12 protein-coding genes and 1 pseudogene are annotated in these 18974 nt (G+C 47.2%); 10 read left to right on the plus strand and 3 right to left on the minus strand.

The genetic code is table 11. From position 1 onward, the window contains the following. Positions 1-107: 107 nt before the first annotated feature. Positions 108-1409 (plus strand): phosphopyruvate hydratase, encoded by a 1302-nt coding sequence (gene eno / locus NC99_RS19375; RefSeq protein WP_053187868.1) that lies wholly within the window; start codon positions 108-110, stop codon positions 1407-1409. 75 nt (positions 1410-1484) lie between these two features. On the opposite strand, the gene NC99_RS19380 is transcribed toward eno, so the two are convergent. Genes NC99_RS19380 through NC99_RS19390 form a run of 3 tightly spaced genes read right to left on the minus strand, consistent with a single transcriptional unit; the run spans position 1485 to position 3762 of the window. Beyond that, positions 1485-1970: a hypothetical protein gene (locus NC99_RS19380; RefSeq protein WP_053187871.1), complete on the minus strand. Its 486-nt coding sequence runs from the start codon at positions 1968-1970 to the stop codon at positions 1485-1487. Positions 1971-1981: 11 nt separating this feature from the next. Further along, a complete protein-coding gene (locus NC99_RS19385; protein ID WP_053187874.1) occupies positions 1982-3151 on the minus strand; it encodes a cellulase family glycosylhydrolase in 1170 nt (389 codons plus the stop codon). A 44-nt stretch (positions 3152-3195) separates the two neighbouring features. Next, the gene (locus NC99_RS19390) at positions 3196-3762 is read right to left on the minus strand and encodes a YIP1 family protein (protein WP_082326589.1); all 567 of its coding nucleotides are present in this window, start codon (positions 3760-3762) and stop codon (positions 3196-3198) included. 808 nt (positions 3763-4570) lie between these two features. Between NC99_RS19390 and NC99_RS19395 the strand changes: the two genes are divergently transcribed. The 9 genes and pseudogenes from NC99_RS19395 to NC99_RS19435 all read left to right on the plus strand — a co-directional run. Further along, complete coding sequence (locus tag NC99_RS19395) at positions 4571-5785, plus strand: glycoside hydrolase family 88/105 protein (protein ID WP_204375066.1); 1215 nt, start codon at positions 4571-4573, stop codon at positions 5783-5785. 25 nt (positions 5786-5810) lie between these two features. Beyond that, a complete protein-coding gene (locus tag NC99_RS19400) occupies positions 5811-9059 on the plus strand; it encodes a SusC/RagA family TonB-linked outer membrane protein (RefSeq protein WP_204375067.1) in 3249 nt (1082 codons plus the stop codon). Positions 9060-9071: 12 nt separating this feature from the next. Continuing rightward, a complete protein-coding gene (locus tag NC99_RS19405; RefSeq protein ID WP_053187885.1) occupies positions 9072-10856 on the plus strand; it encodes a RagB/SusD family nutrient uptake outer membrane protein in 1785 nt (594 codons plus the stop codon). A gap of 13 nt (positions 10857-10869) precedes the next feature. After that, a complete protein-coding gene (locus NC99_RS19410; RefSeq protein ID WP_162231264.1) occupies positions 10870-12453 on the plus strand; it encodes a DUF5123 domain-containing protein in 1584 nt (527 codons plus the stop codon). 135 nt (positions 12454-12588) lie between these two features. Continuing rightward, a complete protein-coding gene (locus NC99_RS19415; RefSeq protein ID WP_053187892.1) occupies positions 12589-14004 on the plus strand; it encodes a pectate lyase family protein in 1416 nt (471 codons plus the stop codon). A 42-nt stretch (positions 14005-14046) separates the two neighbouring features. Further along, a complete protein-coding gene (locus tag NC99_RS19420; RefSeq protein WP_162231265.1) occupies positions 14047-15753 on the plus strand; it encodes a T9SS type A sorting domain-containing protein in 1707 nt (568 codons plus the stop codon). A gap of 9 nt (positions 15754-15762) precedes the next feature. Continuing rightward, positions 15763-16749, plus strand: a complete 987-nt coding sequence (locus NC99_RS19425) for a pectinesterase family protein (RefSeq protein ID WP_082326591.1) — start codon at positions 15763-15765, stop codon at positions 16747-16749. Then, on the plus strand, positions 16746-18380 hold the full coding sequence (locus NC99_RS19430) for a glycoside hydrolase family 43 protein (protein ID WP_053187895.1): 1635 nt from the start codon (positions 16746-16748) through the stop codon (positions 18378-18380). Before NC99_RS19425 ends, NC99_RS19430 begins: the two co-directional genes overlap by 4 nt. Positions 18381-18420: 40 nt before the next feature. After that, positions 18421-18974 (plus strand): annotated as a pseudogene (locus tag NC99_RS19435) (glycosyl hydrolase family 28-related protein); the annotation flags it as partial.

The raw sequence follows: 18974 nt of genomic DNA on the forward strand, positions 1-18974 counted from the left end.
ATCGGGGCAATCATACATAAATATCGACTGGATTTTCTATCTTTGCAACGGTTTTTTTAAATCGAAATTTAAGATCATTAATAAGTTTAATATCAAAACCATAAATCATGTTAATTAATAACGTCGTTGGTAGAGAAATTTTGGATTCTCGCGGTAATCCTACAGTAGAAGTTGAAATTACGCTGGAATGCGGAGCTATTGGTTTAGCTGCAGTTCCGTCAGGCGCTTCAACAGGTGAAAACGAAGCGCTTGAACTGCGTGATGGCGACAAAGGCCGTTACCTTGGAAAAGGTGTTTTAAAAGCTGTTGAAAACGTAAACAATGCCATTGCCAAAGAAATTATTGGCATGGATGCTTCAGACCAGGTTGGAATCGACCGCAAATTGCTGGAACTTGACGGCACCAAAACAAAGTCGAAATTGGGTGCCAATGCCATGTTGGGTGTTTCTTTAGCGGTTGCCAAAGCAGCTGCCAATGCGCTTGACCTACCTTTGTATCGTTACATTGGTGGCGCCAATGCCAAAACTTTACCTGTTCCGATGATGAATATCATCAATGGTGGATCTCACTCTGATGCGCCGATCGCTTTCCAGGAATTCATGATTCGCCCGATTGGTGCGCCTTCGTTCCGCGAAGGTCTGCGTATGGGTGCTGAAGTTTTCCACAGCCTGAAAAAAGTATTGTCGAAACGTAACCTGAGCACCGCTGTTGGTGACGAAGGTGGTTTTGCTCCTGCACTGGATGGAACCGAAGATGCATTGAACTCAATTATCGAAGCGATTAAAAACGCGGGCTACAAGCCAGGTCGCGCTGAAGATGGAGGCGATGTTTCCATTGCGTTAGACTGTGCCGCTTCTGAATTCTACAGCGACGGTGTTTACGATTACAGCAAATTTGAAGGCGCCAATGGTGCTAAGCGCAACTCGGAAGAGCAAGCGGCTTACCTGGCCGAATTGGTAGCTAAATTCCCGATCGATTCAATCGAAGATGGAATGGATGAAGGCGACTGGGACGGATGGGTAAAACTGAATGCTTCGATTGGTGACAAATGCCAGTTGGTTGGCGACGACTTGTTCGTAACCAACGTAGAGTACCTGAAAAAAGGTATCGAACTGGGTGCTGCCAACTCCATCCTGATTAAAGTAAACCAAATTGGTACCTTGACTGAAACTTTGGACGCCATTGAAATGGCACACCGTGCAGGTTACACTTCTGTAACGTCTCACCGTTCAGGCGAAACAGAAGATTCAACCATTGCTGACATTGCTGTTGCTACCAACTCTGGTCAAATCAAAACCGGTTCATTGAGCCGCTCCGACCGTATGGCAAAATACAACCAACTGCTTCGTATCGAAGAGCAATTGGGCGCTTCAGCCATCTACGGATACAAAAAAGTTTACAAGAAGTAATTCTTGACGAACCGATATAACAAGAGCCGCTTTCTGAACAGAGAGCGGCTTTTTTTGTGTCGGGCAAAGTTGATACTATCGTTTGGCTCGTTTATTTGCCGGAATGTTGATCACACCCGCGCCATCAACCAGCCATCTGCCATCTTCAAGAGTTAACCTTAAGCTCAGCCTAAAGTCCGGCCAGTCAACTCCTTTCACAAGGACGTAAGTTGAATCCTGCTTGTCGACTTCAAATCCTTTGTCCGGATAATCCTGGGCATCAAAAATCGGATCAAATCCAAGTCCGAGTTGCGGATCATTTTTTTCAGCTGCAACCAGCATGTTTTCCAGTTCCAACTTGAAGCCGGTTGTCACAACGGATTGGCTGTTGACCCAATCCAACAGTCCGATGTTCGGATTTTTGGCATTACAAAACACGACATAATTGTTGATGAACTGAATGGCAACTTCGCAGTTAGGTTCAACCTGAATGACAGTGTTTCCCTTGATGTTTTCGCTGGTTGAGTTGGCTGGCTGACAAGCCCATAATGCCACTCCGAGAATAATCATCTCAATTTTCATTCTAGTTTCTCTTAATGTTTTTGGAGGAGCGTGAGCAGTTTTCGGTCGAGTTGGTGTCCGTGCCAGTCTTCATAGGCCACATCTTCGCGATTCGAATCGAGCAGGCCAAACTCGCCCCTGAAATTCCACAGGCCCCAGCCAATGTTGTTTTCTGTCAGAATGTTCAACACGTCGCCAAACCAAGCCAGGAAAACATCGTGTGGTGTTTTGATCCAGCAACCACATTCGCCGCAATGAACGCCCACGCCCTGTTTGGCCAGGTCAATCCAAGGTTGATAAAAGTCTTCCAAATCTTTTTTGCTGTAATAACGGCCGTCAATCATTCCGGGCCACTTCGGATCGGGGAGGTTGTCGGGGTCTTTGAATGCCCAGGGCGCTTTGTAATGCGAAATGTAGTGCGGAAAATAGCCCCGGCAACTCTGGGCAATATCCAGGTCTGCAATTTCGGGGATCACGGAGCTGCCGGTATCGTTGCCATCGGCAATGACGAGGTGATTTGGATTGGCCTTGCGAATGGCCTTTGAAGCATTGAGAGCGACTTTTCGGTAAACGTCACCCGGTACTGAGCTTCTTTTCGAGTGCTGGTCGTTCATATCTTCGCGCATGCCGGGCTCGTTCACCAGGTCAAAGCTCACCTGCTCATTGGTCAAATCCTTGTAACGGTTTCCCCAAAAGTTCCAGTGAAAATTGAAGGCATCCTGGGCGTCCTGATCTTTCCATAAATTGTAGGGCTCATGAAATCCGGAATTGACACAGTAGCCTGGTGCCCGATGGAGGTTGAGGCTCATATGCAAATGATACTTGTTTGCGAGCATCACCAGCCTGTCCACTTCTTCCACTTTCTTTTCATCAATTTTGTACACTTCATCGGGCGTAATTTTTCGACTGTAATCAATATCGAGATAACGCGGATAAGCCATGGGCAGGCGAACAAAATCAAACCCCCAGTCTCGCATCCAGCGAAAATCATCTTCGGTGGTTTTGTTTTGATGATTGCCGGGGCGGGGCTCCGGCGAAAACAAGTCGAGCAGGTTGAAGCCCCGCCACCGGGGCAACTTGGTTTGCGCGGGCAACAACATACCGGCTGCCGAAAGTGGGCCGCCAGCCAATCCCACCAGGGAGGTGGCTACGCCTGCATGTTTCAAAAAATTTCGTCGATTAAGTGGATTGTTTTTTATCATGATAGATTTAGTGCTTGCTTCAAACCGATGATTCACTTATTTCCTTAACTGAGCAAAATCATTCGCACCAGTTCGGCAATTCCAGCCGTAATAAGAACCGTCAAAAGTGCATAACCATACGAAAACTTGTTAAAATAAGATAGTCCATAAGTCAAATTCCTGATGGCAAGAATCCAGACAACAAAATACGTGACCGGATGACTATAGAACAGCAGATCGAGGTTCTGGGTGATTACAGCTGGAATAATTAAAATCAGCCCGATAGCCAGGTAGATCAGATAGGGAATCAATGAATAAGCGACAACCAGCTGAATTTGAGTTTTGTTTGCTTCTCCCTTAAAGATTTTGCCTACCCCCCAATAAGTCAGTGGCAATACAAACCGAATGACGATTATTCCAGCTAGCGCGAGTGTGACGACTCCGACTAGCAGTCCCGCAAGTTTGCTATCGTCAAATAATCCCAGGTATTTTTTGAGATGGGAAATCCCCATACCTATTGTAATTAAAGCCACAAGGAGGTTCATTGTGAATCGATTTTCTGATTCATCTTTTGTTGCCAAATACTCAAATGTCGCAAGTGGAGAAATCCAGATAGAAAGAAGTGGTCTCATTCCGTATTAGATTAGTGGTTGTTCAGGCTATGCAAGATACGATTTTTATAATAAACAGAGCCGTTGTTCCATGTTTTGTCCTGTTGGCGGTGTCCTGTTTGGTTTCAATTCTTCCAAGCCGGTGTTGGCTGAGTTTATCCTCGCTGTTTTTACTTGGTTTCTCCTTTGTTTAAACTAGCTTTCTACTATTGAGCTAACAGAAACCTAACAGAAACCTAACAGAAAGTATGGATTTGATCCGGCTGGTGTTCAGTCAGGATTTCGCTTGAGTTGGACGCCCGGGCTGCTCGAAATACCGGTCACAAACAGGAGGCAGATTCAGAAGTAAGTCTGGAGCGACCTGCCTGTGGAGAGGTTTGGCTTGCCTGCAGGGGGCCGTTTGAAAAAACAAGGGAGGGAAATAGCGAAAAATGCTCTCCAATGTTGCTATGGAAATTGAGGGTGTCGGCACTGGGTGAATACTGTCTAATGTTTTGTTAGTCAGTTTGTTGGTTTTGCTGCGCTTCATTTCTTTGGTTCTTTTTGGGAAAAATAGCCCCCTGTTTTGGGAAATATATCCCGCCACTGGGACGCGCATCAATGCTCTTTGGGAATAATCTGACGCGCGTCTTCCCGTTTTCAATCTATTTTAGTAGGTGTAAAACTACGGGCAGAAACTTATGGATAAAATGCATAAAGACTTGAAACGACTTTCCTGGATTATCGCGATGGTTGTGATTGGATTAGTTGTCGCATTGATCGTCCTGGTTAATATCATGTTTTGATTTGACCGAAACAAGTTGATGCCTCCTAATTTAAACATTGTGTTATGAACTTAATGAAATTGAAAAGAACTTACCTGTTTTTTGTGCTCATCGGCTTGGTATTTAGCCAATGCACGGCGTCAAAGAAAGCTGAGGAATCAGCAGAATCTCCCAGCGGACTTGAAATGGCCAAACGGATGGCCGACTCGGAAATGGTTCATTTCCCAAAAGCTTCAACCGTTGATTTTAATCCCGAAGGCAAATGGAGCTATACGCCCGGTTTGGTGTCCATGGCCATGATGGAAATCCATGCAGCGACAGGGGATGATAAATATTATGAGTACGCAAAGGGTTACGCCGACCAGTTTATTAATGAAGAAGGCGTTGTTACGCAGTACAAACGAAGCGACTTCAATATTGACAACATCAATTCGGGGAAATTCCTCTTCGATTTGTATGAAAAGACTGGCGATGAACGCTATAAGAAAGCCATTTTTCAGTTGCGTGACCAGCTGAACGACCATCCGCGCACTTCGGAAGGTGGCTTTTGGCACAAGCAACGCTACCCGCACCAAATGTGGCTCGATGGCCTTTACATGGGCGCACCGTTTTATGCCGAGTTTGGCAAAACATTCGGCGAGCCTTCCGCCTTCGATGATGTGGTTAACCAGTTTGTTACCGTTCATAAACATACCTACGACCCCGAAACCGGCTTGAATTACCATGCCTGGGACGAAAGCCGCGAGCAACGCTGGTCTGATCCCGAAACCGGACAGTCGCCACACTTCTGGGGGCGTGCGATGGGCTGGTATGCCATGGCCCTGGTTGATGTGTTGGACTATATCCCTTCGGACCATCCGGGACGGGAAGATGTCATGGATATTTTAAAAGAAGTAGCCGCCGGAATCAAAAAATTTCAGGATGAAGAAACCGGCCTGTGGTACCAGGTACTGGACCAGGGCGATCGCGAGGGGAACTACCTGGAATCGTCGGTTTCCAGCATGTTTACCTACACTTTGTTGAAAGCCACCCGTTTGAATTACATCGATCAGCAATATCGCGCAGTAGCAGAGAGAGCATACGATGGTATGCTGAAGAACTTCATCAAGGAAAATGAAAACGGCACCATTAGTCTGACCGATGTGTGCTCGGTTGCCGGGCTGGGCGGTGATCCCTACCGCGACGGATCCTACGAATATTACATCAGCGAGCCAGTCAGGGATAATGATCCCAAAGGTGTTGGACCTTTTATTCTGGCTAGTTTGGAAATGAATAAATAAATAAATCAAACCTAATCTTAAAAGTATGACAGACTTTAAAAAAGAAAAGCAAAGAGGTCTACGCATGAAAACTTTTCGCGTAGGAGTACTTGTCTTGGGTCTCTTTTTTATGGTGACCAGTAGCTTGTTTGCCCAACAGGTTACGGTTAATGGAACAGTGATCGATGCCAGTACAAATGAACCTGTTCCCGGAGCCAATGTGGTGATGAAGGGAACAACAAACGGAACCATTACCAATTTTGATGGAGAGTTTCAGCTTTCAGTTCCGTCGGATGCCACCCTGCAGATTTCCTTTATTGGCTATGCGCCACAGGAAATCGCAGTGAATGGAAGGACAACCATCAACGTGTCGCTGGAAACGGACACCAGAGAATTGGATGAAGTCGTGGCCATTGGCTATGGCACCATTAAGAAGCGCGATATCACGGGTTCGGTCGCTTCGGTTTCCGGAGACGACCTTCAGACCATTCCGGTAGCCAGCGCAGCCGAAGCCATTACCGGTAAACTGGCTGGTGTTCAGGTGTTATCTACCGAAGGTTCACCCGACGCTGAAATGCGAATCCGCGTGCGTGGTGGAGGTTCTATCACACAGGACAACTCTCCTTTATTTATTGTTGACGGATTTCCGGTCAACAGCATTTCCGACATTGCACCTTCCGATATTCAATCGATCGATGTTTTGAAGGATGCGTCATCAACGGCTATTTATGGATCACGTGGTGCCAATGGGGTAATTATAGTAACCACCAAAAGCGGCCAGGCCGGGAAAGTGACCGTCGGATACAATGCCTACTATGGTTTCAAACGGATTGCCAACAAACTCGATGTTCTGGACGTGGAAGACTACGTGAACTGGCAATATGAATATGCCGTTTTGGATAACGGAATTGAAGAGCTGGAGTCGTATGAACGGTATTACGGCGCCTGGCAGGACAAGGACATGTATGCCGGTAAAGTTGGAAACAACTGGCAGGAACAGGTGTACGGTCGTACCGGTGAAGTGTTTAATCACGACCTGAGTGTGCGCGGTGGAAGCGATAAAATGACCTATTCGTTCAACTACGCCCACATTGATGAAAAAGCAATCATGGTTGGTTCAGACTACAAGCGGAATAACCTTTCGTTGAAGATGAACCACAAGCCGAATGATAAAGTTGAACTGGCTTATTCCTTCCGTTACTCTGACACCAAGGTCAACGGTGGTGGAGCCAACGAGCAGAATGAAGTGTCTTCGGCCGACTCGCGCCTGAAGCACAGTGTCACCTACTCACCAATCCCATTGGGAGGCTTAACGACTGGCGAAACCGATGAATCAATTGCCAGTTACCTGGTGAATCCGATAATTGCTGCTGCCGATAACGATCGTGAGCAATTTCGCAAAAACTACAACATGGCGGCCAGCTTTTCATGGGATATCATCGATAACCTGAATTTTAAGTCGGAAGTTGGCCTGGATAACTATAATTACAATGACAATCGTTTTTACGGGTTGACAACTTACTATGTGTCCAACACGCCGACTGCTGAAAATCAAGGAATGCCAGCTGTAATTCTGCGCGACCGCAAGCAGGAGCGTTTCCGCAATACGAATACCCTTTCGTATGATTTCAACGATTTATTTGACGACGACCACAGCCTGAATCTTCTGGTCGGGCAGGAGTTGATCGAAACCAAAACCAATCAGCTTACTTCTGTGATTCATGGTTTCCCAACGCTATTTACCTTTGGTCAGGCCTTGAAATTGACCACCCAGGGCACACCGCAATCAACCGATAACAATTACAGTCCGGATGACAAATTGCTGTCGGGTTTTGCCCGTGCAAGTTACGACTACAAAAGTAAGTACCTGGTTTCGGCAACGTTCCGCGCCGACGGTTCGAGCAAGTTTTCGGACGGTAACCGCTGGGGATATTTCCCATCAGCCGCGGTGGCGTGGCGTGTTTCTTCGGAAGATTTTATGGAATTAACTTCCAACTGGCTGGACGACCTGAAATTGCGTGTCAGCTATGGTACCGCCGGTAACAACAACATTCCTTCGGGACAGATGACACAATCATTCGAATCGCGAAACAGCTCTTGGATGAATGGATTCGACAGCTACTGGGCAGCGTCAAAAACCATGGCCAATCCCGATTTGAAATGGGAAACAACGTATACCCGGAACGTTGGTCTCGACTTTGCCCTCTTCAACAGCCGCCTGAGTGGAAACTTCGAAGCCTATTTAAACAATACCAAAGACCTGCTGATTGAATTTCCGGTAGCAGGAACCGGTTACGATACGCAGTTCCGGAATATGGGTGAAACCGAAAACAAGGGGATTGAGCTTTCATTAAACTACATCGTTCTTGATAAGAAAGATTATGGCTTAAGCTTCAACTTCAATATTGGATTCAATAAAAACGAGATCAAGTCGCTGGGTATTATGGAAGACTTTGGCGAAACAACAACCTGGGCTTCAACCGAAATTGGCGATGACTTCTGGATTTCCGAAGGAGGTTCGGTAGGCGAAATGTATGGTTACCTGTCTGACGGACGTTATGAGGTTTCCGACTTTGAAGGATATGACGAAACCAGCGAAACCTGGATTTTGAAGGATGGGGTGGCCAATGTGAATAACATTGTTGGAACACCAGCGCCGGGTGTGATGAAACTGAAGAATATCACCGGTGACGATGAAATGTTGACAATCGACGACAGGACGATTATTGGCGATGCCAACCCGCTGCATACTGGGGGTTTCACGCTCAATGGGCGCGTTTATGGCTTCGATATGGCCGCCGTGTTTAACTGGAGTTATGGCAATGATATCTACAATGCCAACAAAATAGAATATACTTCGTCAACAGCACGCTACCAATATCGCAACATGATTGACATCATGGCGGAAGGCAATCGCTGGACCAATATTGATGAGGCAACCGGTCAACTGGTTACCGATCCGGCGACTTTGGCCAGCATGAATGCCAACACCACCATGTGGTCACCCTATATGGATCGTTATGTATTTAGCGACTGGGCGGTTGAAGATGGTTCATTCCTACGTTTGAGCACCCTGACCTTGGGGTATACCTTACCTTCGGACTTGACTAAAAAAATGAACATTCAGAACCTGAGGTTTTATGTCACAGGCTACAACGTATGGTTGCTTACCAACTACTCTGGATTTGATCCCGAAGTTTCAACAAGGAGGAAAACAGCGCTGACTCCCGGGGTTGATTATTCAGCCTATCCACGAAGCAGACAACTTGTTTTCGGCTTAAACCTTAATTTTTAAACTGAATTGAATATGAAAAAAATAGTATATATCATCGGAATCTTTGTTGCGGCACTCACGGTGTCATGCAGCGACGACTACCTGGATGCCCCCACCAAATCATCGCTCGACGAGTCTGTCATTTTTTCGACTCCTGACTTGGCGAAAGGTGCAGTTGACGGGATTAAAATTCCTTTCGCAGAAACCAACTCCTACCGCGGGCGTTTCATCCCATGGTACGGAATGAATACCGATGCCGAATGGTACAACTCTTCGGAGAATACAGGAGCCAATGCTGATTTGGTAACCTACAATGCTGCTCCAAGCAACTCAAATATGAACAGTACCAACAATGCCTGGGCTAAAATGTACGAAGGCATCGAGCGGGCTAACATCTGTATTCGTGGCTTAAGGACCTATGGAAATCCGGAACCCGGAACGGAACTGGGTTATTTGCTGGGTGAAGCCCTGACTTTGCGGGCGGTTTATTATTCCGACCTGGTCAAAGCATGGGGCGACGTGGTTGCCCGCTTCGATCCAATTTCAACCGAAACACTTTACCTGCCCAAATCAGATCGTGATACGATTTACAAGCAGCTGCTTGTTGATTTGGAAGAAGCCGCTACCTTGGTGCCCTGGCCAAACACAAACAATGCTACCAGTACGGTGGAACGCGTCAATAAAGCCTTTGTAAAAGGTTTGCGTGCCCGCATTGCATTGGCTGCTGGTGGATTTTCTCAGCGTCCGGACGGGATTCGGAAGAGTAATGATCCGGATCTGGCTTCAAATGAAATGTATGCTCTGGCTCTTCAGGAATGTGTTGACGTGATCAACAGCGGCTCAGCCAGGCTGGAGCCGATGTTTGAAACAGTATTTAAGAAGAATAACCGGGATATTATTGCAGCTGGTGGCGAAACCCTTTGGGAAATTCCTTTTGCCGACGGACGTGGCCGCGTGGTGTTTACCTTTGGTATCCGCCATCGTAGTGTTGATCAACACACCGGACAAGCCCGCGGGGGACAGGCAGGACCAGTACCGAACTTGTTTTACGACTATGATCTAGCTGATACCCGCCGCGATGTAACGTGTGTGCCTTATGAGTGGGGAACAGCCAACACGGATGGATTTGCCCAGCAGCAGCTTTTGGAGTTAGACACCTGGCAGTTTGGTAAATATCGTTACGAATGGATGGATCGTTATGTGACTTCAACCAACGACGACGGTGTCAATAAATTATACATGCGCTATGCGGAGATTGTCCTGATGGCAGCCGAAGCAGCCAACGAATTGCAAGGGCCGACAGCCGCAGCTCCCTACCTAAAAATGATTCGTCAGCGGGCCTTTCCTGCCAGTGAGTGGGCCACCAAGGTTGATGCTTATGTCAATGCTTTGACCACCAAAGAAGCCATGTTTGACGCGATTGTGGAGGAACACAAATTTGAGTTTACAGGTGAAATGCTCCGCAAAGAAGCTTTGATTCGCTGGAATCTACTGAAAGACAAATTGGATGAATCAAAAGCCAAAATGTACGATCTGCGTGCCCAGACGGGAGACTATGCCGATGTCCCAACAACTCTTTATTACAGTTATGCTGAAGATGGTGAATCGCTGGTGATCTACGGATTAAACCGGGGTGAAACTGAAGATAAATCAGCAGAGTACGAGTTTAACGAAACATGGGTGGCACCGGCTGAACTGGAAGACACCAAAATTGAATCAATTTATGCACGAAACCCCAACGAATATCAGTACTGGCCAATCTGGCAAGTATTCCTGGATGCCAGTAACGGGCAATTGACAAACGATTATGGTTACTAATAAATTGACAGGTATGAAAAATAGAATAAAAAATATAGGATTTATCATTGGGTTGTTCTCCTTGCTTTTTGTAGCATGCGAGGACAAGATTGACCCAATTGTGGAAGAAATTCAATTCGAACGGGTGTTTACGCCCCTCGAACTGACGACTAGGATCAGAAATATGACTACAGCTGAGATTAGCTGGAACCTTCGGGAGGATGCGGACTCCTATGTCATTGAAATCAGTGAAGATAGCCTGCTGTTTGGCAGCATTATCCAAACGGTAGAGGTTGCTCCCGATGAAGTGCCGGTTAGTATTGTGCTTGAAGGTCAAACACAGTATTCAGCACGGGTGAAGGGAGTGAGCGATGCTGGAATTGCCGACTCCAAGTGGGCAGAAGTCGCGTTTAAAACCGATGCGGAAAATATTTTTGCACCATTGGCTGGCGAAAATATTACAGCAAGCAGTGTGACCATTAATTGGCCAGCCGGAGAATCAGCAGATAAATTCGTTATTCTTCCAGGCAATACAGAAAGGGCAATTACCGCTGATGAGATTGCAGCCGGTGAAGCAACCATTACAGGATTGAATAGTGAAACAGAATATACCATCAGGATGGTACGGGGAACCAAGCAGCGTGGCGAGGTGACTTTCACCACCTTGGTTGATATTGGCGATGCTACTGCCGTTTATCCTGATGACGACTTAAGCGCCATGGTGGCCGCCGCTGCCGAAGGCGATGTGTTGGTTTTGTTCCCGGGCGAGTTTATGGTTCATACGGGTACATTGACACTGAACAAGTCTATTTCTATCAGAGGACTTTACCCATACGACAAGCCAATTGTTCATATCCAGTTTGTTCTGGAAGATGGTGTTCAGAATGTGGAAATCGCTGATTTGGAAATGGCCGGTTCGTATACCGACCCTGAAACCAGTTTAGCAACCATTCTTGATCACGCTTTCCAATACAATACTTCAGATGTAAGCTATGGCTCTCTGACGGTCACTGGCTGTAATATTCACGACTACAACAAGTCGCTGTTTGCCGGTTCTTCAAGCATTGCATCCACCATTGAATCTATTTCGTTGGACAACTCGGTTGTAACCAATATTTTAACCGATGGTGCCGATGGTATTGACTTTAGGGGAGCTTACGTGGCGAGTCTGAGTTTGACCAACAGTACGTTCAATAATGTTGCTCCTGGACGTGACTTCATTCGATTGGATGACACCTCAGGAACATACCCGGGAAGAGTAACTGATGTTGTGATCGACCACTGTACACTGTATGGCGTATCGAACAGCACGTCCAGAAGAATTTTGTACGTACGGTTTGTTGATAATACACTGACTGTTACCAACACCATCATTGCCGAAACAGTGGGGTATTACACCAACCAATCGAGATCAGCCCAACCGGAATGCTCAAGAAATAATTATTTTAACGCACCCGGATTTTACACCGACGCTTATACGTCTGGCGCTAAAATTGACCTTTCTACCAACTTCACAACCGAAGATCCTGGTTTTACTGATGATGCGAATGGTGACTTTACGATAAGCAATCAGAATTTGATTGACTTTAGCGTAGGAGATCCACGCTGGAGAAATTAACGATTGAGCTTGAAACTTAAATACTGAACCGAAGTTTTCGCACCAACCGTGCGGAAACTTCCGGTTCTTTTTATACATGATAAATTTTCTCTGGACGAACCAGTTCGTCTGCTTAATCAATTTTGAATCAATTCAATGAAACGTATTACTTTTTTACTCGTTGTTTTTTTGCTGATTGGGCTGGAATCGTTATCTGGCTTTACCCAGAGTTCCAAAGTGCCTGCTTTCCCTGGCGCTGAAGGTGGTGGCAAATTTACCACCGGAGGACGCGGTGGCGCGGTGTATTATGTGGACAATCTGAATGACAAAGGCAACGGAAGTTTTCGTAAGGCCATTGAAAAAGAAGGCCCACGAACCATTGTGTTTCGCGTTTCGGGCAATATTGAATTGAGTAAGCCCATTCACATCAAGAATGGCGATCTCACCATTGCCGGGCAAACCGCTCCGGGCGAAGGTATTTGCTTGGTAAACTACGGAATCAGGGTTGATGCTGATAATGTCATCATCCGCTTCATTCGTGTGCGGCCGGGCGACACCATGGAAAAAGCACAGGATGCTGTGACCGGCACCTGGCATAAAAACATTATTCTGGACCACTGTAGCATGAGCTGGTCAACCGACGAAGTCGCGTCGTTTTACAACAACACCAATTTTACCATGCAATGGTGCATCCTCAGCGAAAGCCTTTATAAGTCGGTTCATCAAAAAGGAGAGCATGGCTATGGCGCTATTTGGGGCGGACAAAACGCCTCGTTTCATCACAATCTTTTTTCTGATCATACCAGCCGAAACCCCCGCTTTTGTGGTTCGCGTTATTCAGGAGAACCCGAAACCGAATCAACCGACTTCCGCAACAATGTGATTTACAATTGGGGATTTAACACGGCTTATGGCGGCGAAGAAGGTTATTACAACCTCATCAACAATTATTACAAACCGGGTCAGGCCACTAAAAAAGATGTTCAAAACCGGATACTGGATTTAACTCAAAAATTTTATGACCCCAAAGTGCGGCCCGATACCATGCATGCCGGGTGGTTTTTTATCGAAGGAAACCAGGTGCATGGCGACGCTAAAACCTCGGCAGACAACTGGACTTTCGGTGTTCAGGGAAAAGGCGTGGATGAGGCCGCCAAGCTGAAGTCGAAACTGGACGAGCCGGTGGCACACACCGCAGTTTACACGCATTCGGCTAAAGAAGCCTACAAACTGGTTCTGAAATATGCCGGTGCCTCCTTGAATCGGGATGCAGTGGACCAGCGAATTTTAAAGGAAGTTAAAACTGGCAAGGAGCGCTGTGGATCAACCTATGGCGATGGCCAGAAAGGAGTTGTCGACTCGCAGGCTGATGTGGGTGGCTGGCCGCAGCTGGCCGCAGCTTCGGCGCCCAAAGACAGCGACAACGACGGCATGCCCGATCAATGGGAACAGATCAATGCCCTGAATCCAGCTGATCCGGCAGACAGCGCCGGGCTTCAGTTGCACGCCGGATACACCAATCTGGAAGTCTATCTGAATTCGTTGGTGGCCAAATGTTTCCCAAAGAATTAAAAAAATTGCGATAAACGAAGAGATAATTAGAGGAGAATTGGAATGATGATGAATGCCCAAATCGGTCGGTTTTTTCTAGTCCTGTTTAGCTTGTTCCTAGCTGGCGCGGGCGTAGCACAGGAAAGCCAGATCCCAGCTTTTCCGGGAGCTGAAGGACATGGGCGATACACCACCGGCGGACGTGGTGGGCAAGTCATTTATGTAACGAATTTGGAAGATAACGCCAGTCCCGGATCCCTGCGTTATGCGGTGAATCAAACCGGCGCCCGGCTGATACTGTTCAAAATATCGGGAACCATTCGATTGAAATCTGCTTTGAAAATCACCAAGGGCGACCTCACAATTGCCGGCCAAACAGCGCCCGGCGATGGCATTTGCCTGCGCGACTATCCGGTGGAAATTCAGGCCGACAATGTCATTTTACGCTACCTGCGTTTTCGGATGGGTGATGAGACGAACCAGGAAGCTGATGCGTTGTGGGGTCGAAACCGAAAAAACATCATCATCGATCACTGTTCCATTAGCTGGTCGACCGACGAATGTGCTTCGTTTTACGACAATGAAAACTTCACCTTGCAATGGAGTATTGTCTCCGAAAGTCTTAGAAATTCAGTGCATGACAAAGGAGCGCATGGCTATGGCGGAATCTGGGGAGGCCGGAATGCTTCGTTTCATCATAATCTGCTGTCCAGTCACGACAGCCGGAATCCACGATTTAACGGGAGCCGTTATTCGAACCGGTCCGATGATGAACTGGTTGATTTTCGGAATAACGTAATCTATAACTGGGGAAGCAACAGCGCTTATGCCGCAGAAGGGGGCCAATACAATTTGGTCAATAATTACTATAAACCCGGGCCGGCAACTGCATCTTCCAAAACAACCCGGATTATTGAACCCTATGCTGATAATGGCTCAAATAACCAGCCTGCCGGAACCTACGGAAGGTTTTATGTGGAAGGGAATAAGTTAACGGCCAGCACCGTGGTTTCGGGCGATAACTGGCAGGGTGTTCACATGCACTCCAGCTTTTCAACTTATGCGCCGGGGGTTACCAAAGGCGATTTGAAACTGGATTCGGAACTGCCCACCAACGGAGTGACTACTCATTCGGCCGAGAAAGCCTATGAGAAAGTCTTGGATTTTGCGGGAGCCAGCCTGGTGCGCGATACGGTTGACAAACGGGTAATTCACGATGCACGTACTGGAACGGCAAGCATTACTGACGGCGGAAACGGGAGCACCAACGGAATCATCGATACGCAAACTGCGGTGGGCGGATGGCCCGAACTGCAATCGACGGAAGCGCCGGCTGACACGGATGGAGACGGCATGCCCGACGTTTGGGAAACGGCCAATGATCTGAATCCGAACAGTGCAAGCGACGCCAAGCTGACCAACCTGGACGGAAAGTACACCAATGTTGAGGTTTACCTCTACAGCCTGGTGGCCGCCATGACCGAGAATCAAAAGGAGGATGGCGTGACCACTTCAATTAAACAAGTAGAAAAGCGCCATCAGCCCTTGCAGGTGTATTACAATCCTGTGACCAGTGAGCTAAGCGTAAACCACGATTTTAAAATTGAAAAGCTACAGATCTATTCAATCACCGGAATTCTGATTTATTCCGAAGTGGTGAATCAGAAAAACTTACAACTTAAAATCCCGAACAGTCAACAGGGAATTTACCTGTTGCGCATTCAGAATGAGAAGAAGCAGGTCTACGCTGAAAAATTTAGAAATTATTAAACGAAAGAAATGAATTGGAAAAAATCGATACGACTTCTGGCACTGACTATCGTTTGGAACGCAGGAAGCGCTTTTGCCACAAATGATTTTGATCTGGTTGTCTCAAAAGATGGCGATGGCGATTTTACAACGGTTCAAGAAGCCATTAATGCGGTGCCGGATTTCAGAAAAAATACGACCACCATTTTCATCAAGAATGGTATTTATAAGGAAAAATTGATCCTGCCGGCATCGAAAAATCAAGTGACTTTCATTGGCGAAAGTGTGGAAAAAACCATCATCACCAACGACGACTATGCTTCAAAATTGAACCGGTTTGGCGAAGAAATGGGCACCACCGGATCGTCGGGCTTTTTTGTGTTTGGCAATGATTTTACCGCCGAAAATATCACCTTCGAAAATTCAGCCGGGCCGGTAGGGCAGGCGGTTGCCGTGCGAGTTGACGGCGACCGCATTTTCTTTAATAACTGTCGGTTTCTAGGTTTTCAGGATACCTTGTATCCGCATGGCGAAAACAGCCGTCAGTATTACAAAAATTGCTACATCGAAGGAACGGTCGATTTTATTTTTGGTTGGTCAACCGCTGTTTTTGAAGATTGTGAGATTTTCTGCAAATCGGCGGGCTATGTCACGGCGGCTTCTACGCTCGAAGAAAGCCCCTTTGGCTTTGTTTTTCTGAATTGCAAAATTACCGGCAGCGCCCCGGCTCGTTCGGTTTACCTGGGACGTCCCTGGCGTCCGTTCGCGAAAACCGCTTTCATAGCATGCGAGCTTGGCGAAATCATCAAAGAAGAGGGCTGGCACAACTGGGGAAAGAAGGACGCGGAAACAACAGCCACGTATGTAGAATATAAAAACACCGGAGCAGGCGCAAGGCCCGAAAAACGGGTGCCGTGGTCGTCGCAACTAACACAGGAGGAACGTGCAAAATTTACCTTGAAAAATATCTTCGATGGGTGGATTCTGCGAGAACCCCTAAATATTGAATCAAAATGAAACGAAAAGCAAAATTTTATCTGATGCTGATTGCCGGATTCGCGGCTGTTTCAGCACAGGCACAAACCAATGAGCTATCCAAGGTGTGGATTGCCGACAATGGCGATGGAACCTATAAAAACCCGATTCTCCATGCCGATTATTCCGATCCGGATGTGGCAAGAGTGGGTGACGATTATTATATGACCTCTTCATCGTTTAACTGCGTGCCAGGCTTGCCGGTGCTGCACTCAAAAGATTTGGTGAACTGGGAACTGATCAGTTATGCGCTTCCCAAACAACCCCCTTTTGATGTGTTTGACCAGCCCCAGCATGGCAACGGGGTTTGGGCACCTTGTATCCGCTACCACGAAGGCGAATTCTACATCTTTTATCCCGATCCCGATTTTGGGATTTACCTGACCAAAGCGACAGATCCGAAAGGACCGTGGTCGGAACCTGTTTTGGTGCGTGGTGGCGAAGGCCTGATTGATCCTTCGCCACTTTGGGATGATGATGGCAAGGCTTACCTGGTGTACGCTTTTGCGGGCAGCCGTGCCGGAGTAAAGAGCGTGTTGCTGGTGAGCGAAATGACCCCCGATGGTACGAAACTACTGGACAACGATGTGGTGGTTTTCGATGGCAGTGAGGCGCATCCGACAGTTGAAGGCCCCAAGTTTTATAAACGAAACGGCTACTATTACATTTTTGCCCCGGCAGGTGGCGTCTCAACCGGCTGGCAGCTGATTTTGCGGTCGAAAAATATTTATGGTCCTTACAAAGAAAAGGTGACGCTTGAGCAAGGTTCAACCGATATCAATGGACCTCACCAGGGCGCCTGGGTTGATACCCCCAGTGGCGAAGATTGGTTTATCCACTTTCAGGATAAGGAAGCGTATGGACGGATTGTCCATTTGCAGCCCATGCGTTGGGAAAACGACTGGCCTGTGATGGGCGTTGACCACGATGGCAATGGTATTGGCGAACCGGTAGCTTCGTACCAAAAGCCCAATGTTGGCGGTACGTATCCCGTTGTTACGCCACCCGAAGACGACGAATTTAATACACACGAGCTCGGTATTCAGTGGCAATGGCATGCCAATCCGAAGTTAACTTATGGCTATCCTTCCGGAAACCTGGGCTACTACCGGTTGAACTGCAAACCACGGCCCGAGGGTTTTGTCAATCTGTGGCCGATTCCGAATCTGCTGCTTCAAAAGTTTCCGGCTGAGGAATTTATGGCGACGACAAAACTGACCTTCAATCCCAGGGCTGATGGCGAAGAAATTGGTTTCGTTGTGATGGGGGAGGACTATCAGTATATTTCGCTAAAACAGGTGGATGGTCAACTTCGCACGCGCGTGGTGCAATGCCAAGGTGCCCGTTTGGGAGGAGCAGAAAAAGAATTGGCTCAACAAAATTTTAAAGGAAACACCGTCTGGTTTCGGGTGAAAGTGAAAGCCGGCGCCGTTTGCAGCTTCAGCTTCAGTGCCGATGGGAAGAAGTTTACCGAAATGGGTACGGATTTTTCCGCGGTTCCCGGCCGTTGGATTGGTGCCAAAGTTGGCTTCTTTGCCTTGCGCGATGGCGTAACCAATGACTCGGGAACGGCCGATATCGATTGGTTTCGAATTGATAAAATCAAAAAATAGAAGTAAAATATTGGAAAGAATAATCTAAATCAAGAGTAAAATGAAAAGGACTGGAAAAATGAAGTTACCTGTTTACTTGCTGATCTTGATTGCAGTGGCATGCAACACAACAACGCCTGTTCCCGAGGTGACAAACGATATTTATGAGGGAGTTGAGTTTGAAATGCCGAAAGTAGTTGAACCAACCTTTGCCGATTTGTCCGTGTCAATTGTCGATCACGGCGCTATTGGCGATGGCCAAACGCTGAACTCGGAGGCTTTTGCCGATGCCATCAACGAGGTGGCCGAAAAAGGTGGCGGCCGCGTCGTGGTGCCGCGCGGCATCTGGCTCACCGGGCCCATCATTCTGAAAAGTAACATTAACCTGCATCTCGAAGCCGGGGCCTTGGTGTTGTTTAGCAAAAACAAAGATTTGTACCCCTTGATTGAAACCAGTTTTGAGGGCTTGAACACGGTTCGATGCCTTTCTCCAATTTATGGAAAAGACCTGGAAAACATTGCCATTACAGGCGAAGGTGACAAGGTTCGGGTTGATCGTATTATCACCGTCAACGGGATACCGGGACCTGCCTATGATGAATATGACTCTTACGC

Origin of the sequence: Sunxiuqinia dokdonensis, from assembly GCF_001270965.1 — a bacterium.
Taxonomy (GTDB): Bacteria; Bacteroidota; Bacteroidia; order Bacteroidales; family Prolixibacteraceae; genus Sunxiuqinia; species Sunxiuqinia dokdonensis.